Origin of the sequence: Flavobacterium aquidurense, assembly GCF_002217195.1 — a bacterium.
Taxonomy (GTDB): Bacteria; Bacteroidota; Bacteroidia; order Flavobacteriales; family Flavobacteriaceae; genus Flavobacterium; species Flavobacterium frigidimaris.
In genome coordinates this window covers 43,804-63,530 of the sequence record NZ_MUGR01000017.1, presented here as the reverse complement: position 1 = coordinate 63,530, position 19,727 = coordinate 43,804, and the positions used below count along the sequence as shown (strand labels likewise).

Below are 19,727 nucleotides of genomic sequence, written 5' to 3'. Positions count from 1 at the left end.
TTTAAAATATCGCACAAAATTGCATTAATTAAAAAATAGTTTATATATTTCGGTTCTCTAACTAAACAAAAATTATAAAATGAAAAAACTATTATTTATTTTATTTGGAATTATTTTGTTTGCGCAACCCGTTTTTGCCCAATCAAAAACCGTAACCGGTACAATTACAAGTGAATCTGACGGACTTTCTCTACCAGGAGTATCTGTTCTTATTGAAGGAACATCTAAAAGTACGGTAACAGATTTAGATGGAAAATTTAGCATCGCTGTAAATCAAAATGAAACACTTGTTTTTAGTTTCGTTGGGTTTGCTACTAAAAAAGTTAAAATTTCTGCGAACTCTTCTGCAATTAATCTTAAGATGGCCGAAGAAACGAACACACTTTCTGAAGTGGTGGTATTAGGTTCTACTGTGCGTGCTACTCGTAAAGAGTTAGGAAATGCAGTTACAAGCTTAAAAGGCGAAGATTTAGTAAAGGCGCAACCAGGCGGACTTTCTACTGCCTTGCAAGGTAAAATTGCCGGAGCTCAGGTTTCTCAAAACTCGGGTGATCCTGCAGGAGGTTTCAGCATCAAACTTAGAGGAACTTCTTCTATATTAGGTTCTTCTGATCCATTGTATGTTATTGATGGGGTTGTTTTGAATAATGCTACAACAAACGTTACCAACCTGAATGTAACGTCAGGAAACTCTAATATGCAAATTGGTCAAAACAGGTCATCTGATATTAATCCTAACGACATACAAAGTGTTGAAGTATTAAACGGAGGAGCGGCTGCAGCGATTTATGGCTCAAGAGCTGCAAACGGTGTTGTTTTAATCACCACTAAAAAAGGAGTTGCCGGAGAAACGAAATACACGTTCTCTACTAGTGTAACCTCTAACCAAATTAGAAAAAAATTAGACATGAATATGTCTGACAAACAATTTGTGAGTACTTCACCGGCTTTGTTTCCTATCCAGGGCAATCCTGCAAGTACCACTACTGTGAATGTATTGGGAAGAGATCTTGAAACGAGAACTACCAACGTACAACGCTATGATTATCAAGATGATATTTTTACTACTGGCGTAGGAACTGATACGTACTTCTCGCTACAGGGCGGAGATGAAAAAACAAAATATTTTGCTTCGCTTGGTTACTTAGTAAACGAAGGAATTATAAAAAATACAGATTTTAAAAGAGCCGGTGCAAAAGTAAGATTGAAACATGACTTCAATTCGAAATTATCTGCTACAGTTGGATTGAATTATATTAATTCAGGTTCAAATGAAAAACCGGATGGAAACGTTTTCTGGAGTCCAATAAACTCTATAAACATTACCAATAACATTTATGATATTAAGCAAAAAGATGCTAACGGTAATTATTTAGCTGTTGATCCTAACAGGATTAATCCACTTTCTATTATAGACGATTTTAAAATCAAACAAAATACAGATCGTATTATTACAGATTTACAATTGAACTATGTTCCGTTTAAAAACTTTAATGCCGATATGATTTTTGGTTTAGACAATTACAACCAAAGAGGAAATGTATTTATCCCGAGATATACTTACACGGTTAACCCTGCTTATTATAATGATGGTTATGTTTCTGAAGCGACTAACAGAGTAGTACAATTCAATAACGATTTGAACTTAAGATACCTTTATAACATCAACTCAAACTGGAAAGCAACAACTTACGCAGGTTACAATGTACAAACCTACCGCGATAATTTTGTAGCTATCGAAGGACGTAACTTAAAACCATTTATCGAAACTATAAATGCGTTTAATACTTTGATTCCTGGTTCACCAAGTTCAAGTCAGTCAAAATACAACTTATGGGGTTACTACCTTCAGGAAACTATTGGCTATAAAGACAAATTATACCTGACTGTGGCCGGAAGACAAGATGCTTCGACTATATTCTCCAGCGATAACAGATCTCAGTTTTATCCAAAAGCGAGTTTGAGTTATGTACTTTCAGACGAAAATTTTATGGAAAGTATTCATGATGTTGTAAGCTCTGTAAGACTTAGAGGATCTTGGGGAAAATCAGGAAGTTTAACAGCGATTAAACCTTATGCACGTTTTACCAATTATTCTACGGGAACACTTTTAGGAAACAGTACCTTTACTATCGAAGGTTTCAAACAAGGAAATTTAGATTTAAGACCGGAACAAAGTGTTACTTATGAAGTTGGTGGTGATTTTGGATTCATTAAAGACCGTTTAAACTTATCATTCAGTTATTATAATGCTGATATTGATGACTTATTATTACCGGTTCAGTTAGCGGCTTCTGAAGGTGCTACCAATACAATTAAAAACATTGGACAAATGAACAATAAAGGATTCGAATTGAATCTTAAATATGCGCTTATCCAAAAAGAAAATGTACATCTTGACGTTTTTGTAAACTATAGCAGCAACAGAAACAAAGTAACCGGATTACCACAACAGCGTTTTAAATTAGACAGCAATTTAGCAGGAGCACCTGTTTTTGTTGAAATGGACAAACCGGTTGGAATTTACTACGGTACTTATTTCGCAAGAAACACAGACGGAAGCTTATTATTGACTCCAAGTGGCTATCCTCAAACAGAAAAAGGAGATGTAAATACAGGAGTTGCGCAAAGAGATGCGAACGGACAGCCAACAGGAACAATCTTAAACAAACAAATTGGAAACCCAAATCCGGATTATATCATTTCGTTTGGAGCTAATCTGAACTACAAAAAATTCGGTTTATCAGTTTTATTTGATGGTGTTCAGGGTGTAGATGTTTTTGATGCTGATTACAGAACAAGACAAGGTGTTGGTTCAGGAGCATTGGTTCAAAAAGAACTTAACGGAGAATTACCTCGTGGTTATATCTGGTCTGTTTACAATGTTGAAGAATTCAGAGTAGTTGACGGAAGTTACCTGAAATTAAGAGAAGTTTCTTTGAATTATTCTTTTGGAAAACTAAACAATTTCTTTAATGATTTAAGCATTACTGCAAGTGGTAGAAACCTGATTTCTTGGGACAAATTCACAAGTTTCGATCCTGAAACCAATTCAGGCGGACAATCTTCAGTTGCGAAATACAATTTTGGAACAGTGCCAATTCCGAGTTCATATTCATTGGCCGTTAAAGTTCAATTTTAATCAAATAAAAACATCATGAAAAAAATATTCATCCCTATAGTAGCTTTTGCATCACTTTTAATCAGCTGCAACGAAGATTATTTAGACCCAACCAAACCGTCTCAGGAATTAGTTTTTGGATCCAGAGAAGGAATCATTGGTGCTGCAAACGGATTGCAACAGCTTTGGTCTGTTGACCGAACAAGCCCTGTTTACAACACCATTACCGGTAACGGATTTACAACAAAAGAACTACGACTTATAAATGCAGGAAATGTTGACGAAGGTGAACTTTCTGTTGGTGGCGAAGTTCTTTCTACTAAAAATGCCGTAGTAAACAATCTATGGTCACAATGTCTGGTAATTAAATCTGAGTCTCAAAAAGTTATCGATAATATCGATGTACTAACAGCCGAAACCGAAAGATCAAGTGTTCTTGTCCATGCTACTCTTTTTAAAGCAATGGCACTTACCACTCTTGTTCAATATTTTCAGAGTGTTCCTTTAAAAACGGCAAAAAATGCCACTTTCGACTCAAGAACTGATGTATTAAATGAAGCGATTAAAATCTTAAAAGCTACAGAGCCTTTGCTGGATAAAGCAACTGGTGCTCCGGGTTTAGTTAGTACTATTAACTATAAAAATACTGTTTATGCTCTTTTAGCCAGAACGTATTTAATGGTTGGAGACTATGATAATGCTATTGCCTATGCTACCAAAGTTGATCTTGCTGTAAAATCAGTATTTGCTTTTGATCAGATAAGCCCTAATCCAATTGCTTACGTTTCTATTACGACCAACAACGTATTTCAGCCAATCGATTTAACCTTGGGATTACCAACAGCTTTAGCTCCGACAAGTTCTGACGGAAGATTGAGTTTCTATATCAAACCGGGTTCTAATCCTACGCTTGCAACTGGTTTCTTTGATTCTAATATCAAACCAATCCCGGCTTATTTGCCAGGAGAAATGACATTAATTGTAGCAGAATCATATGCCCGAAAAGATAATTTACCTCAGGCTGTTATCGAATTAAATAAAGTTTTGACTAAAACGGCTGCAGCAGATACGTACGGAATTGGAGCTAATCTTGCACCTTATACCGGAGCACTTACCAAACCAGCTATTTTGACTGAAATTTACAGAAACCGTTGTATCGAAATGTACATGTCAAGCTTAAAATTCGAAGACAGCAGAAGATTTGAGCGTCCTGCTGCCGGAACTCCAGGAGCCGAAAGAAACCGTAACTGGTATCCTTATCCGGATTCTGAAAGAAACAACAATTCTAACACTCCAGCTGACCCTACAATATAAGACCTCCTAAAATCGAGGCATCGTGTAATGCCTCGATATTTTATACTATAAACACCATTTATTTGTTATGAAAAATAAAAATCCGGAAACTGAGCAAGAATCTTTATACAAAGATTTAGATCAAATGACTGTTAAAGAACTTCTTAAAAACATCAATACAGAAGACAAGAAGGTACCGCACATTATCGAACAGCAAATTCCCAAAATTGAAAAACTGGTAAAAGCGATCGTAAAAAAGATGCAGCTTGGCGGAAGATTGTTTTATATTGGCGCCGGAACTTCAGGACGTATAGGAATTCTGGATGCCTCTGAATGTCCTCCTACTTTTGGAGTACCACATGATATGATTATTGGTATTATTGCCGGAGGAGATACAGCAATCAGAAAAGCAGTTGAAAATGCCGAAGATGATAAAGACCAGGCCTGGAAAGATTTGGCTCAATATCAAATTTCAAGTTTGGATTTTATTATAGGAATTGCGGCTTCCGGAAACACACCATATGTATTGGGCGGACTTGAAAAAGCAAAAGAAAACAATATCAAAACCGGAAGTATTTCGTGCATTAGCAATGGCCTTATCGCCCAGGTCGCAGATCACCCGATAGAAGTCGTTGTTGGACCGGAATTTTTAACCGGAAGTACCCGTATGAAAGCAGGAACAGCTCAAAAGCTGACCTTAAATATGATTTCTACCTCGGTTATGATTAAACTGGGAAAAATCAAAGGCAACAAAATGGTAGACATGCAATTATCTAACGAGAAATTAGTAAAAAGAGCCATCAAAATGATTATGGAAGAACTTAACATAGAATCTGATCTGGCTGCTGAACTTCTACAACAGCACAAAAGTGTACGAGCTGTTTTATTAGATCATAACGCTAAAAAATAATTTTCATCACTAACCAAAACCAAAATGTCTTCAAGCACAATATTAATTTTTATCGTCGTCTATTTTGGACTTTTGCTCTTCATTTCGCATGTGATCAGCAAAAAAGGACAAGACAACGATTCGTTTTTTAAAGCCAATAAAAACTCGAAATGGTACTTAGTCGCTTTTGGAATGATTGGTACGGCCTTATCCGGAGTTACATTTATTTCGGTTCCGGGCGAAGTAGGATCTCCAAACGGAGAACAGTTCAAATATTTTCAGTTTGTATTAGGAAACGCGATCGGGTTTATCATTATAGCCAAAGTACTGCTTCCACTCTATTACCGAATGAATCTGACTTCTATTTACAGCTATATCGAACAACGAATGGGCGTGAATAGTTATAAAACAGCGGCTTCGATTTTCCTGGTAAGCAGGACTGTAAGCTCTGCTTTTAGATTGTATCTGGTTATTATTGTTCTGCAGCGTTATGTTTTTGATTATTATGGCATTCCGTTTCCAATGACCGTGTTTTTAGCGTTGACCCTTATTTTTTTATATACTTATAAAAGCGGTTTAAAAACGATTATTATTACAGATACATTACAAACATTTTTCTTAGTCACTTCTGTTTTTATCACGATTTATTTTGTCTGCGACAGCTTAAATTTGAGTGTCATAGAATCTATTTCGACCATTAGAAAAAGTAATTATTCGCAGGTATTTTTCTTTGATGATTTCATGACCAGTAAATACCATTTTGTAAAACAAATTCTGGGGGGAATTTTTGTTACTATTGCAATGGTGGGCCTTGATCAGGATTTAATGCAAAAAAACCTAAGCTGTAAAAACATCGGAGAAGCACAAAAAAACATGTTTACCTTTACGGGAGTTTTTGTTTTGATCAATATTATTTTTCTAAGTTTAGGTGCATTATTATACATCTATGCAAACAAAAACGGCATTTCGGTACCGCTTGACTTAGTGACAAACAAACCAAGAACTGATTTACTTTTTCCTGAAATCGCGCTGAATCACTTGTCTATTGTTCCCGCTTTTATTTTCCTGTTAGGAATTATAGCAGCCACTTTTGCCACAACAGATTCCGCTTTGACAGCGCTAACCACTTCTTTTTGTGTCGATTTTATGGGAATGGACAAAACGGAAAATGCCTCTAATACAAATAATGTAAAAAGAAGACACTTAGTACATTTCGGGTTTTCTATATTACTGTTCCTTGTTATTATTGTTTTAAACTCTTTTAACGACAGTTCTGTTGTGGCCCTGATTTTCAAAGCTGCATCCTATACTTACGGTCCTTTATTGGGTTTATATGCTTTTGGATTATTGCAAAAATCAAGACGCGTCAACGACAGATTAGTTCCGGTACTGTGTATCATTGCTCCTGTTTTGACGTATTTTATCAGCGAACATTCAGCCTCACTTTTCGGATATACATTTGACAATGAACTTATAATACTAAACGGACTATTTACTTATATCGGACTTTATTTTACCAGCAGCACTTCTGAAGAAAAAATATCTTTTTAAGTCAATTTGTATTTAAAATTGTCTGATTTTAGCCTTTCAATTGAAACTGTTTTCATAAAATTTTAATTTTCATGAATAAAAATATTAATGCACTTTATAAAATTGCACAAAAAGAAACCCGAAAAATCATTGGGTTAATGTCAGGAACTTCTCTTGACGGTCTCGACATTGCTTTATGCGAAATTTCTGGTTCCGGCGAAAACACCAGCGTCAGACTGAGTCAATTTGAAACGGTTGATTATTCTGAAGATATCAAAAACGAAATCCGTAAAGTTTTCGCTAAGAAAAATATCGATTTTCAGCATTTGGTCGTGCTCAACGAATGGATTGGTATTTTGCACGCTGATATGATCAGTAATTGTCTTCAAAAATGGAATATTCCGTCGCAGGAAGTTGATTTGATTGCTTCGCACGGACAAACTGTTTTGCATGCTCCTAAGTTCTTACACCAACAGGAAAAATTTCCAAACGCCACTTTACAAATCGGAGACGGAGATCATATTGCCGTAAAAACCGGAATCATCACCTTGTCAGATTTCAGACAAAAACACATTGCCGCTGGTGGCGAAGGTGCTCCGTTAGCCGTTTATGGCGATTATTTTTTATTCGGAAAAAAAGGAGAAAACCGTATTATGCTCAACATGGGAGGTATTGCCAATTTTACCTTTTTACCTGCTTCCTTACATCCTGAAGAAACTTTTGTAACAGATACAGGAACCGGAAATACATTAATCGATCTTTTTGTAAAACAATATTATCCTGAAAAAAGCTACGACAAAGACGCTGAAATAGCACAACAAGGAATAGTGAATCAAGTGTTGCTGAACAATTTGAAAGACAATGCTTTTTTCTCTCAAAAGTTCCCAAAAACTATAGGACCGGAACTCTTTGGCGCTGATTATGTAAAAGCGGCACTTTCAAAAAGCAATATCAACAATATTACTGCTCCTGATTTATTAGCGACTTTAACGCGTTTTAGTGCTGAAACAATTGCAGAAGCTATTCAATATGCTGTGAAAAGTTCTTCCTGCCAACTCGAAGATTTCAAAATCTATATGTCCGGCGGAGGCACACATAACCCATTACTTGTAAAATGGCTGAAAGAGTTATTGCCTTGTCAATTTCGCAAAAGTGATGATCTCGGCATTTCCGGAGATGCTAAAGAAGCGGTTTTATTTGCCATTTTAGCCAATGAAACGATTGCCGGAGACGGCTTTAATTTTGGCACACAAAAAGGAATTCCGTCTGTTACGATGGGAAAAATTTCGTTTCCTGATTAAACTCAGTTTAAATTTAAAAAAATAAAAAGCGTATCATTTCATGAGCTGTTTTCAAAGAAATCATTGTGCATTTAGGACCGGGCTTCTTCTTTTGAATTAGTTCTGTTTTCGAGAATCAAATACCGGCATCGTTACCCTACTCTATACTTTTTATTCTAATTTGGAGTTTAGACTTATGGTATTTTTATAAAAAAGGCATGGTTTTTAAGGTGTAAACTATTAAAAATATCAGATCAAAATTATAATTTCAAATAGTCCGCTAAAAAAACTATTTTTGGTTTCTGTTAAAAAAGATTAAAATGCATAAAAATCAGCACTTAATATTTCCTATTCTATTTTTATTGTTCTTTAATTGGAGCGCCAATTCACAAGAAAAAATACTATACCCTAAAAACGAATTCAGAGGGGTATGGATTGCAACTGTGGTCAACATCGACTGGCCAAAAACGGCTATAGATGGCGTAGAAAAAGAAAAAGCAGATTATCTGGAAATTTTAGATGCCTACAAAAAGCTAAATTATAATGCTGTAATCGTTCAGATCAGAAGCGTTGGTGACGCTTTTTATCCATCGGAATTCGCACCCTGGTCGCGTTTTTTGACCGGCAAAGAAGGTCAGGCACCAAATCCGTATTACGATGCATTGGCCTGGATGATTGAAGAAGCACACAAGCGAGGTTTTGAGTTTCATGCCTGGCTGAATCCGTACCGTGCTACTTTCGATTTAAACAAAAATCTTTTAAGCCCTAATCACGACGTTTTCAAACATCCGGAATGGATGATAGAATATGCCGGAAAGCTATATTACGATCCTGCATTGCCTGAAGTTCAGGAACATTTAACTAAAGTGGTGAAAGAAGTGGTTGATAAATACGATATTGACGCAATTCATTTTGATGACTATTTTTATCCGTATACTGTTCCCGGAAAATCTTTTAACGATACGGCTTCATTTAGAAAATATGGCGCAGGCTTAAGCCTTTCGGACTGGCGTCGTGCCAATGTGAGCAATTTTGTGCACACCATTTCGACAACAATTAAAGCAAGTAAACCATGGGTTCAATTCGGAATTAGTCCGTTTGGAGTCTGGCGTAATAAATCAGCAGACCCTAAAGGTTCTGAAACACAATCGACCTCTAATTACGATGATCTATACGCTGATCCGGTTTTATGGATGGATCAAAAATGGATTGATTACATCTTACCTCAATTGTACTGGAGTATGAACAACCCAAGGGCTTCTTATTCTAAATTGGTAAAATGGTGGTCTGAAAATTCGAATAATACCGCGCTTTATATTGGTCATGCTTCTTACAAAATCAGAGGCGACAGTGATAAAAGCTGGAATTTTATAAACGAAATTCCAACCCAAATTGATTTTGCAAGAACTTTCAAAAAAGTAAGCGGAAGCGCTTATTTCAGCTCAAAATGGTTCATGAACAAAAACTTTGATCTTGTACGTCTTTTAGAAGAAAACCAATACAAATATCCTGCGCTTCCTGCTGCAGTTCCCAATCTAAAACACATTGTTATTGATATTCCGGTAGTCAATGAGTATCAAAAAGACAGTGTACATTATGCTTTCAATATCAAAGCGCCATTGAATACAAAAGTGCGTTACATGGTACTTTACGGAGGAGAAAGCACATCGAAAATTGACATAAATGATCCGTCAAAAATAATTGATAAAATTACCGTTTGCGAAACCAACGGCACTATTCAGTTTTCTATTCCTGCCGAAAAAATGAATCAATACAAAGCTTGTGCTGTTACGTTTATTGATTATTATGCAAACGAAAGCACTCCAACAAACATTGATCTAAAAAAGACATTTAAACTTTATACTCCTTCACAACCTAATGAAAACAGATAATAAACCCTGGTTCTGGATTCCGCTTCTCAATTTTGCATCTGGCTTGCCGTATGCTGTAATTATCTCCGTTTCGGTGATTATGTACAAAAATTTGGGAATTTCAAATGAAGATATTGGCGTCTACACCAGTTTATTATATTTACCCTGGGTTATAAAACCACTTTGGAGTCCGCTTATCGAAATTATAGGAACTAAAAGAAAATGGTTCCTGACCATGCAGCTTATTATTTCAATCGCGTTTTTAGTTGTCGGATTTACAATTCCAATGAATGGCTTTTTCTACATGACTTTAGCTATATTTTGGGTCGCTGCTTTTGCATCCGCCTCCAATGATATTGCCAGCGATGGATTCTATTTGTTAGTATTGCCGGAAGACAAACAATCTTTTTTTATAGGAATCAGAAGTACCTTTTACAGACTTTCGATGTTGGCCGGAAACGGATTAATCGTGCTTTTGGCAGGATATCTGGAACATAAATATGGTGACAATACAAAAGCCTGGTCGTATACTATGGTTTTTGTTGGTTTGTTAATGGCTTTTATAACCGTTTATAATTATTTTTCGACTCCAAGAACAGAAATAAATGCAGGCGAAAAACCAAAAGATGTCAATGAAAAAAGTTTCATCACCATCTTTATTAGTTTTTTCAGGAAAAAGCAAATTGGTTTAATACTATCGTTTATTTTGTTGTTTCGATTAGGAGAATCCCAATTAATAAAAATGTTAAGTCCATTTTTAATTGATCCGGTGAATGTTGGCGGAATGGGATTAGACACTCAGGATGTCGGAATCATCTACGGAACATTTGGAGTTGCCGCTTTAACCATTGGGGGAATCTTAGGAGGAATTGCAATTTCGAAACAAGGATTGACCAAATGGATGTTACCGATGATTTTAACGATGCATTTACCTATTATTGGTTTCATCTTATTAGCCCATTTTCATCCAGCTTCTGTTTATTATATCTACGCAGTAGTCATTATAGAACAATTTGGCTACGGTTTTGGTTTTGCCGCATTCATGATGTATTTAATTCATGTGGCCGAAGGAGAATCAAAAACGGCACATTATGCTCTTGCCACAGGTTTTATGGCACTTGGAATGATGTTACCCGGAATGTTAAGCGGTTATATTCAGGAATATTTAGGCTACGGAAATTTCTTTATTTGGGTATTTCTCGCTACAATTCCCGGAATTATTTTATCGCGTTTTATAACTTTCCCTAAAGATTTCGGTAAAAAAACAGCATAAACCGCTAAACCTATAACGCCTATGGAAATCAATGAAAACATCCAGACTGAACGAAACCTGAAAGCAATTGAATTGGAGAAAGCAGGAGAAATTGAAAAAGCAATTGCGTTATACGAAGAAAATATTACTGAAGGTTTTAAAGGAAATCATCCTTATGACCGGCTGGCAACAATCTACAAAAACCAAATCGATCTCGAAAATGAGATTAGGGTTTTAGAAAAAGCCATTATCGTTTACGAAGAAATCACAATGGAAGACCGTCTGGAAGGCTTACCAAAACTTTTCCGTTTCAAAAACCGATTAGAAAAAGCCTTACACACCAAAACCCAGCTTGCCAAACAAAAGAAAAGCAAACTGAAATAAAGAACCACTTTTACAATATTTATCATGACCAGTTTAAAGAGAACCAACTCTGACGATATTGATTTTAAAAATTTGGTCGTTTTATTAGACCGGGATTTAAAAATCAGAGACGGAGAAGATCATACCTTTTACAATCAATTTAATAAAACCGATGCAATAAAACACGTTATCGTTTTCTACGAAAATAATAGCGCCGTAGGTTGTGGCGCTTTTAGGGAAAAAGAAAATGATACCGTCGAAATCAAACGCATGTTTGTACATCCTGATTACCGCAAAAAAGGAATTGCATCAGCTTTGCTCTCAGCACTAGAAATCTGGGCTGCCGAAGAAAACTACAATTACACCATTCTGGAAACAGGAAAAAAACAACCTGAAGCCATTAACTTATACCAAAAACAAGGCTATTCTGTAATACCCAATTATCCGCCTTATGAAAATATGGATAATAGTGTCTGCATGAAAAAAGCTTTATAATATTATAAAAATGAAAAATCAAACCTTAATACAAAAAGTGGGACAATTCTTTTTTCCCGCAGTATTCATAAACGATACCGAAGAAAACATTCAGGAAACAGAACGTTTAATAAAAGAACACAACATTGGCGGACTGACTTTTTTTCATAGTCGTGCCAGTGCAGCAACCAATTTCGAAAGCAAAAAGAAAATTGTTTTTAACGACGACAGTTATCAAAAAATCAAAGACCTGATTGTCCGTTATCAGAAAGCCGCTGCTACCCCACTTTTAATCAGTATTGATGCTGAATGGGGTTTGGCAATGCGTATCGAAAAAACACCACAATATCCTTATGCGATTACGCTTGGCGCTTTGCCTGAAAGTAAATCAAACCTGGTTTATGAAGTGGGCAAACAAATTGGTTTAGACCTAAAAGCAGCCGGAATTCATTATAATTTATCACCGCTTGCAGACATCAATAATAATCCGAATAATCCGGTTATTGGCTATCGTTCTTTTGGCGAAGACAAACAAAAAGTGGCTGATTTTTCTGTAGAATATCTTAAAGGAATGTCAGAAGTTGGCGTTTTAGGCTGTCTGAAACACTTTCCCGGCCACGGAAACACCAATGTCGATTCGCATTTGGGATTACCTGTTTTAAATGAAACTCTGGAAGAATTACTGGAAAACGAATTATATCCTTTTATTAAAGGAATCGAAAATAATGTCGATTCGATCATGATAGGACATTTAGCCGTTCCGAGTTTAAACGACGGAAAAAATACATCGGCAACTTTATCAAAACCTATTATCGAAACGCTTTTACGCGAGCAGCTAGGTTACGATGGTTTGGTAATTTCTGATGCCCTGAATATGCACAGCGTTTCTAAACTGTATGAAACCAAAGGAGAACTCGAATGGGAAGCATTCAACGCGGGAAATGATATTTTATGTTTTGCCGAAAATGTTCCGGAAGGAATTCAGGCTATCCTGAAGAATGCTTCGCAGGAACGTATCGAAGAAAGCTTCAACAGAATCATAAATGCCAAAGAAAAAGTAGGGATTCTTTCCGGTAATACTTTTACTTCAGGAGAATTAGACTTCGAAAAAGCTTCAGCATTAAATTTTGAAATTGCACAAAATTCAATTACCAAAATTACCGACAACTCAAATACTAAATTAGCTTTTGAAGCACAAAAAAACAACCAATTAGCCAAACTGAGCTTGTATAAGAATATCGGGAATACTTTCTTTCAAACGTTGAATTCAAAATTAGAATCTCCTGAATTTGCATTTGATAGTTTAGAAACTTCTGATATCAAATCTATTGCGACAGCATTAGAAAAATTTGAAACTATTATCATTTCATTATTTGTTCCAAAGGCAAAACCTATGAATAATTTCGAAATCGATGATGCCGTTTTAGAATTTCTTTCAGGCTTATTTCAAACAAAAAAATGTATCCTTTACGTTTTCGGAAATCCGTATGCATTGCCTATTATTCCTAATATCAAAAAGGCTTCCGGATTAATTCAGGTGTATCAGGACTTTAATGAGTTTCAAAAAAATGCCGGAATTCAATTTCTTGAAAACTCAGCCTGCAACGGAAAGCTGCCTGTAAATATTGACTTACAATAAGTTATAAAAACGAAAACAATCGTAATAGTCAAATACTATCAATCTATAAATATTAATAATCACTTCTTATTGCAACTACACTTACTTATGCCCTACTTTTGCACCAGAAATAAATTTTTAACGTAAAACGAAAAATATGTCTTTAGTAGGAAAAAAATTCCCAAGTATTGCAGTAGATGCTATCTCAGAAATGGGTGATAATTTAAAAATCAACATCTTTGAAGAAGCAGTAAACAACAACAAAAAAGTATTATTGTTCTGGTACCCAAAAGATTTTACTTTTGTATGCCCAACTGAATTACACGCCTTTCAAGCTGCATTACCAGAATTTGAAAAAAGAAATACAATCGTTATCGGAGCTTCATGCGATACAAACGAAGTACACTTTGCCTGGTTGAACACTCCAAAAAACAACGGTGGAATCGAAGGTGTAACATACCCAATCTTAGCAGACACAAACCGTAACTTATCTAACATTTTAGGAATTTTAGATATTGATTCTACAGAGTACAGCGAAGAAACTGATTCAGTAATCATCGAAGGTTCAAATGTAACTTACAGAGCTACTTACCTTATTGACGAAACTGGAAAAATCTTCCACGAAAGTGTAAACGATATGCCATTAGGCCGTAACGTAAACGAATACTTACGTATGGTTGATGCTTATACTCACATTCAGGAAAAAGGAGAAGTTTGTCCTGCAAACTGGGAAGCTGGTAAAGAAGCAATGAGTGCTGACAGAATCAGTACTGCTGAGTACTTAAGCGCAAACTAATTAAAATAAAGGTACAAAGGTTCAAAGGCACAAAGTAGCAAAGTTTTTTTGCTACGATTTACAAAGTTGAACAACTTTGTCCCTTTGAACCTTTGCCACTTTGAACCTAAAAAAACAAAAACATGTTAATCGACTTAAACGAAGATACGTTAGCAGATTTAGTTGCTAAAAACGAAAAAGTAGTAGTACAATATTCAGCTTCATGGTGTGGAAATTGCCGTATTATGAAACCAAAATTCAAAAAATTAGCCACAGAAAATGAAGCTATCACTTTTGTTTTGGTTGATGCTGAAAATGCTCCGGAATCTAGAAAATTAGCCAATGTAAGCAACTTGCCAACATTTGCAACTTTCGTAAACGGAAAATTAGTTGGTGAAACTCAAACCAACAAACAAGAAGTTTTAATCGACCTGGTAAACGCAATTGCTTAAATTTAGATTAGTTAGACTGGCTTAGATTTTTAGACTTCTTAGATGTGGTCTTAAATTTTAAAAAAGTCTAAGGAGTCTAAGAATGTCTAAAAATCTAAGAAATCTAAACATGAAATTACCCGTAATAAAGCAATTGACCCAATTTATCGAAGAAAACGATCAGGATTATATCATTGAAACGATTGAAGTTCTGGAAGCGATGACTGAAATTCCGTCTCTAAAAGACGAAGAATTAGATGTAATTGGCGAATTAATATCCAATATGTACGGTGCACTTGAAGTACACAAAATGGTCGTTCAGGGCACCGATAAAAAAGAAGCTTTAAATGCGTTTATGAAACGTGTATTAGGCTCTATCGATAAATAAATCGACCTCTTTTTCAAAGAAAAAACAAAAAAACATGACTTAAAAAAACGCTTTCATTCCAAGAGAGCGTTTTTTTTGTTTTATAATTTTCAGTTTGCCTCAACTTTGTCATCCTTACACATGTATTCTTAACGTTTACCACCTTGAGCGTAGTCGAAGACTTCAAAGCAGAAAAGGTCTTTGACTACGCTTAGACAGACAAAAATAAGAACCAAACCTTTCACAATTTAAATCAAACAAACCCGTTTAAACCTGTAAAATCTGTGTGTATCAACCCGAATTTACGCTAATCTTAAAACTCGCCTAATTCTGTTCACAACCACAACAAATACTTTTAGATTCAAATATTAATCCTTACTTTTGAACCTCATAAAAAATTAAAAATCATGGCTTCAATAACATTGGGAGGAAATCCTATTCATACTTCAGGCGAATTACCAACAGTTGGATCACAACTAGCTGATTTCAAATTAGTACAAAACGATTTATCAGTTGCTTCATTAAGTAACTTCGCAGGAAAAAAATTAGTTTTAAACATTTTTCCAAGTGTTGACACGGGAACTTGTGCAACTTCTGTTAGAAAATTCAACGAAAGTGCCAGCAATTTAGAGAACACAACTGTTTTATGTATCTCAAGAGATTTACCATTTGCTCAAAAACGTTTTTGTGGAGCTGAAGGATTAGAAAATGTAGTAAACTTATCTGATTTTCAGGCTGGAACTTTTGGTAAAGCTAATGGTTTAGAAATCGTTGACGGACCTTTAGCAGGTTTACACTCAAGAGCTATTATTGTTGTTGATGAAAACGGAAAAATCACTCATACGGAACAAGTTGCTGAAATTGCTAACGAACCAAATTACGAAGCAGCTTTAGCAGCACTATAATACCTATAAATGGAATTTCAAAAAGATAATACTTTTGTTACAGGCCGATTAAAAAGCATGACGTATGCTTTTAACGGAGCTGTAAAACTTATTCGAACAGAACACAGCATCATGGTTCAATTCTCATTGGGAATTTTAATGACCATTGCCGGGTTCTATTTTCATATTTCACAAACCGAATGGCTATGTCAAACATTGGCCATCGGTTTAGTTTTAAGTGTTGAAGGACTGAATACCGCAGTAGAAAAAATTGCCGATTTCATTCATCCTAATTATCATGAAAGAATCGGTTTTATTAAAGATATTGCTGCAGGAGCGGTATTTTTTGCCGCAATGACAGCAATAGCAATAGGCTTGATCATTTACATCCCAAAATTCATATAGGCAACAGGAAACGCAAGAATGGCAAAAACAACAAAAAAAGAAACAGTAGACAAAAAAAACGAACCAAAAACTGAGACACTAAAATCTTGGAGGCCCAACAAACAACAGCGTTTTGTTTTGGGTTGTCTTCTGGTACTGTTTTCTATCTCATTATTAGTCGCATTTATTTCTTTTTATGTCAACGGACAATGGCAGGATGACCAAAGCGCGGTAACTCAAATTGGTGATCGCTCTGAAGTAGTGCAAAACTGGCTCGGAAAATTCGGGGCTTTTCTAGCTGATCTGCTTGTATACAGAGGCTTTGGAATCGCTTCTTTTGTACTCGTACGACTATTTTTTCTTACCGGAATGTTCTTAGCTTTAGAACTGTCTCTAAAAAAACTAAAAGGAATCTGGTTCTGGGATTTATTTGCCATTATTATCATCTCCGTTTTATTTGGATTTTTCGCCACTTCAGCACCTGAATTAGGCGGAACAATTGGGTTTGAACTGAATTTATTCCTGCAGGATTATATCGGAAAAACAGGAACTTTATTGGCCTTGCTTTTCGGTTTAATCATCTATTTGATCTTTAAAATTAAATTATCTCCGGAGAAAATCCAATCCTATTTTGATTCTACCAAAAAAGAATTAAAATCAGAGCTAGGTACTCTAAAACCACAACAAGCAGAAAGCGCTTATAATCTGGAAGAATTTGCGATTGAAGAGGATCCTGAATTAGATAACATACACTTAAAATCTGATGTTACCCAATTCGAAATCAACAAAGAAGCCTTAAAACCTACAATTTCGCATTCATCAGAAATAGATCTGAATCCGGTTGTAAAACCAGTTCAAATGGAAATAAAACCGGCAACAACTCCACCAGTGGTTCACACAGAAGAATTTGTTATCGAAAAAGCCGAAGAAGAAGATATTATCGAAGAAAACCTGGCTTCGCGTCTGGTGGCTGATTTTGGGTTATTTGACCCGACTTTGGATTTATCAAACTATAAATTTCCGACTATCGATTTATTAAAAGAATATTCGACAGGAGGAATCACAATTAATCAGGAAGAATTAGAAGAAAATAAAAACAAAATTGTAGACACACTTCGTAACTACAAAATCGAAATTGCACAAATCAAAGCCACCGTTGGTCCATCGGTAACTTTATACGAAATTGTGCCGGAAGCCGGAATCAGAATCTCTAAAATTAAGAGTTTAGAAGATGATATTGCGCTCTCACTATCTGCATTAGGAATTCGTATTATTGCGCCAATTCCAGGAAAAGGAACGATTGGTATCGAGGTTCCGAACAAGAATCCAACTATGGTTTCTATGAAAAGCGTTATTGGATCAGCGAAATTTCAGGAAGCTGAAATGGAACTTCCAATTGCTTTAGGAAAAACAATTTCGAACGAAACTTTTGTTGTCGATTTAGCCAAAATGCCTCACTTATTGATGGCGGGAGCTACAGGTCAAGGAAAATCTGTTGGACTGAATGCCGTTTTAACGTCCCTTTTATACAAGAAACACCCGGCCGAAGTAAAGTTCGTTTTGGTCGATCCTAAAAAAGTGGAGTTAACATTATTCAATAAAATTGAAAGACATTATTTAGCCAAACTTCCCGATACGGATGACGCAATTATTACAGACAATGCAAAAGTAGTCAACACTTTGAATTCACTTTGCGTTGAAATGGATAATCGTTATTCACTATTAAAAGATGCGATGGTTCGCAATATCAAGGAATACAACGATAAATTTAAAGCCAGAAAATTAAATCCGGAGGCAGGACACCGCTTTTTACCGTATATCATATTGGTTGTCGATGAGTTCGCCGATTTGATTATGACAGCAGGTAAAGAAGTCGAAATTCCGATTGCGCGTCTGGCTCAGTTGGCCCGTGCCATTGGTATTCACCTGATTATTGCAACACAAAGACCTTCTGTAAACGTTATTACAGGTTTGATCAAAGCGAATTTCCCTGCCAGAATTGCTTTCAGGGTAACTTCTAAAATTGACTCGAGAACGATTCTTGACACACAAGGAGCGGATCAGCTAATTGGTCGTGGAGATTTATTATACACCAACGGAAATGATGTGGTTCGTGTACAATGTGCGTTCATTGACACTCCTGAGGTTGAAAAAATTACGGATTTTATTGGTTCGCAAAAAGCATACGCTACAGCTTATTTGCTTCCGGAGTTTGTTGGGGAAGAAAGTGGCATTAATCTTGATATGGATATTTCCGAAAGAGATACCTTATTTAGAGAAGCTGCCGAGATTATTGTCAACGCACAACAAGGTTCCGCTTCATTATTGCAAAGAAAATTAAAATTAGGATACAACAGAGCCGGTCGTTTGATCGATCAGCTGGAAGCAGCTGGAATTGTTGGTCCGTTTGAAGGCAGTAAAGCAAGAAGTGTAAACATATCTGACTTAAGTGCTCTTGATCAATTTTTTAATAATGAACAAAATTAATCCCATCATGAAAACAAAAATTCAGGAAATCCAAAACAATTCTATTACTAAGTTGACTAAAAAGTGCTTTCAAATGGCAGTTATATTGCTATTGAGCTTCACTTCTATTCAGGCTCAGGATAAAAAAGCCAAAGATTTATTGAACGAAGTGACTGCCAAAATAAAGAGCTACGACAATATTGTTATTGATTTTAAGTATTCTTTGAACAATGCCAAAGAAAACATCAATCAGGACAGCAAAGGAAACGTAACGATGAAGGGCAATCAATATGTTTTAAATTTCATGGGGGTTACCAAAATATTCGATGGTCAAAAAACATACACTATAGTTCCCGAAGACGAAGAAGTTACTGTTTCTAAAGTAAACGAAAAAGACGACGCAGCTATTACACCATCAAAAATGCTTACTTTTTTTAATTCCGGATACAAATACAACATGGATATTGTACAAAACGTAAAAGGAAGAAAAATTCAATACATAAAATTAGCCCCTACAAGCGCAAAAGATCAAAGAAAAGAAATTCTTTTAGGTATTGATGTTCAGACAAAACACATCTACAACTTAATTGAAACTGGTAAAAACGGAACAAAAACTACTTTAACCGTTAATTCTTTTAAAACCAATCAGCCTTTATCAAAAAATCAATTTACATTTGTAGCGAGCAAATATCCAAAATACTACATCAATAAATTAGACTAATTACAAGG

17 protein-coding genes are annotated in these 19,727 nt (G+C 35.7%); all 17 read left to right on the top strand.

The features are described from left to right. The first annotated feature begins 79 nt into the window (after positions 1–79). The 17 genes from B0A67_RS09400 (at position 80) to B0A67_RS09320 (ending at position 19,719) form a co-directional block, all read left to right on the top strand. Complete coding sequence (locus B0A67_RS09400; protein WP_072964527.1) at positions 80–3,142, top strand: SusC/RagA family TonB-linked outer membrane protein; 3,063 nt, start codon at positions 80–82, stop codon at positions 3,140–3,142. 15 nt (positions 3,143–3,157) lie between these two features. Then, positions 3,158–4,435 (top strand): RagB/SusD family nutrient uptake outer membrane protein, encoded by a 1,278-nt coding sequence (locus B0A67_RS09395; protein WP_072964528.1) that lies wholly within the window; start codon positions 3,158–3,160, stop codon positions 4,433–4,435. A gap of 67 nt (positions 4,436–4,502) precedes the next feature. Then, positions 4,503–5,324: an N-acetylmuramic acid 6-phosphate etherase gene (murQ, locus tag B0A67_RS09390; RefSeq protein WP_072964529.1), complete on the top strand. Its 822-nt coding sequence runs from the start codon at positions 4,503–4,505 to the stop codon at positions 5,322–5,324. Positions 5,325–5,348: 24 nt separating this feature from the next. After that, entirely contained in the window at positions 5,349–6,854 is a 1,506-nt protein-coding gene (locus B0A67_RS09385; protein ID WP_072964530.1) for a sodium:solute symporter, read from the top strand. Positions 6,855–6,925: 71 nt separating this feature from the next. Further along, on the top strand, positions 6,926–8,134 hold the full coding sequence (locus B0A67_RS09380; RefSeq protein WP_072964531.1) for an anhydro-N-acetylmuramic acid kinase: 1,209 nt from the start codon (positions 6,926–6,928) through the stop codon (positions 8,132–8,134). A gap of 299 nt (positions 8,135–8,433) precedes the next feature. Further along, complete coding sequence (locus tag B0A67_RS09375; RefSeq protein ID WP_072964532.1) at positions 8,434–10,005, top strand: glycoside hydrolase family 10 protein; 1,572 nt, start codon at positions 8,434–8,436, stop codon at positions 10,003–10,005. Next, positions 9,992–11,257, top strand: a complete 1,266-nt coding sequence (locus B0A67_RS09370) for an MFS transporter (RefSeq protein ID WP_072964533.1) — start codon at positions 9,992–9,994, stop codon at positions 11,255–11,257. The genes B0A67_RS09375 and B0A67_RS09370 overlap by 14 nt, the downstream gene beginning before the upstream one ends. Positions 11,258–11,278: 21 nt before the next feature. Beyond that, entirely contained in the window at positions 11,279–11,620 is a 342-nt protein-coding gene (locus tag B0A67_RS09365) for a hypothetical protein (RefSeq protein WP_072964534.1), read from the top strand. A gap of 24 nt (positions 11,621–11,644) precedes the next feature. After that, positions 11,645–12,094, top strand: coding sequence for a GNAT family N-acetyltransferase (locus B0A67_RS09360; RefSeq protein ID WP_072964535.1), 450 nt, complete (start codon positions 11,645–11,647; stop codon positions 12,092–12,094). Positions 12,095–12,104: 10 nt separating this feature from the next. After that, entirely contained in the window at positions 12,105–13,712 is a 1,608-nt protein-coding gene (locus B0A67_RS09355) for a glycoside hydrolase family 3 protein (RefSeq protein WP_393047667.1), read from the top strand. Positions 13,713–13,848: 136 nt separating this feature from the next. Then, positions 13,849–14,487, top strand: a complete 639-nt coding sequence (locus B0A67_RS09350; RefSeq protein ID WP_065450690.1) for a peroxiredoxin — start codon at positions 13,849–13,851, stop codon at positions 14,485–14,487. Positions 14,488–14,609: 122 nt separating this feature from the next. Beyond that, positions 14,610–14,918, top strand: coding sequence for a thioredoxin family protein (locus B0A67_RS09345; RefSeq protein WP_072964537.1), 309 nt, complete (start codon positions 14,610–14,612; stop codon positions 14,916–14,918). 109 nt (positions 14,919–15,027) lie between these two features. Next, a complete protein-coding gene (locus B0A67_RS09340; protein WP_017495510.1) occupies positions 15,028–15,285 on the top strand; it encodes a DUF6952 family protein in 258 nt (85 codons plus the stop codon). A 386-nt stretch (positions 15,286–15,671) separates the two neighbouring features. Continuing rightward, on the top strand, positions 15,672–16,169 hold the full coding sequence (gene tpx, locus B0A67_RS09335) for a thiol peroxidase (RefSeq protein ID WP_072964538.1): 498 nt from the start codon (positions 15,672–15,674) through the stop codon (positions 16,167–16,169). Between the two features lie 9 nt (positions 16,170–16,178). Then, a complete protein-coding gene (locus B0A67_RS09330; RefSeq protein WP_072964539.1) occupies positions 16,179–16,553 on the top strand; it encodes a diacylglycerol kinase in 375 nt (124 codons plus the stop codon). 18 nt (positions 16,554–16,571) lie between these two features. Continuing rightward, the gene (locus tag B0A67_RS09325) at positions 16,572–19,019 is read left to right on the top strand and encodes a DNA translocase FtsK (protein ID WP_072964540.1); all 2,448 of its coding nucleotides are present in this window, start codon (positions 16,572–16,574) and stop codon (positions 19,017–19,019) included. Positions 19,020–19,026: 7 nt separating this feature from the next. Continuing rightward, entirely contained in the window at positions 19,027–19,719 is a 693-nt protein-coding gene (locus tag B0A67_RS09320; RefSeq protein ID WP_072964581.1) for a LolA family protein, read from the top strand. Positions 19,720–19,727: the final 8 nt, after the last annotated feature.

Excerpts from the sequence above, each read along its gene's own strand:
- B0A67_RS09320 (WP_072964581.1), top strand. The coding sequence starts at position 19,027 with ATGAAAACAAAAATTCAGGAAATCCAAAACAATTCTATTACTAAGTTG.
- B0A67_RS09340 (WP_017495510.1), top strand. The coding sequence starts at position 15,028 with ATGAAATTACCCGTAATAAAGCAATTGACCCAATTTATCGAAGAAAAC.
- B0A67_RS09385 (WP_072964530.1), top strand. The coding sequence starts at position 5,349 with ATGTCTTCAAGCACAATATTAATTTTTATCGTCGTCTATTTTGGACTT.
- B0A67_RS09330 (WP_072964539.1), top strand. The coding sequence starts at position 16,179 with ATGGAATTTCAAAAAGATAATACTTTTGTTACAGGCCGATTAAAAAGC.
- B0A67_RS09375 (WP_072964532.1), top strand. The coding sequence starts at position 8,434 with ATGCATAAAAATCAGCACTTAATATTTCCTATTCTATTTTTATTGTTC.
- murQ (WP_072964529.1), top strand. The coding sequence starts at position 4,503 with ATGAAAAATAAAAATCCGGAAACTGAGCAAGAATCTTTATACAAAGAT.
- B0A67_RS09395 (WP_072964528.1), top strand. The coding sequence starts at position 3,158 with ATGAAAAAAATATTCATCCCTATAGTAGCTTTTGCATCACTTTTAATC.
- B0A67_RS09355 (WP_393047667.1), top strand. The coding sequence starts at position 12,105 with ATGAAAAATCAAACCTTAATACAAAAAGTGGGACAATTCTTTTTTCCC.
- tpx (WP_072964538.1), top strand. The coding sequence starts at position 15,672 with ATGGCTTCAATAACATTGGGAGGAAATCCTATTCATACTTCAGGCGAA.
- B0A67_RS09365 (WP_072964534.1), top strand. The coding sequence starts at position 11,279 with ATGGAAATCAATGAAAACATCCAGACTGAACGAAACCTGAAAGCAATT.
- B0A67_RS09325 (WP_072964540.1), top strand. The coding sequence starts at position 16,572 with ATGGCAAAAACAACAAAAAAAGAAACAGTAGACAAAAAAAACGAACCA.
- B0A67_RS09400 (WP_072964527.1), top strand. The coding sequence starts at position 80 with ATGAAAAAACTATTATTTATTTTATTTGGAATTATTTTGTTTGCGCAA.
- B0A67_RS09380 (WP_072964531.1), top strand. The coding sequence starts at position 6,926 with ATGAATAAAAATATTAATGCACTTTATAAAATTGCACAAAAAGAAACC.
- B0A67_RS09360 (WP_072964535.1), top strand. The coding sequence starts at position 11,645 with ATGACCAGTTTAAAGAGAACCAACTCTGACGATATTGATTTTAAAAAT.
- B0A67_RS09350 (WP_065450690.1), top strand. The coding sequence starts at position 13,849 with ATGTCTTTAGTAGGAAAAAAATTCCCAAGTATTGCAGTAGATGCTATC.
- B0A67_RS09345 (WP_072964537.1), top strand. The coding sequence starts at position 14,610 with ATGTTAATCGACTTAAACGAAGATACGTTAGCAGATTTAGTTGCTAAA.
- B0A67_RS09370 (WP_072964533.1), top strand. The coding sequence starts at position 9,992 with ATGAAAACAGATAATAAACCCTGGTTCTGGATTCCGCTTCTCAATTTT.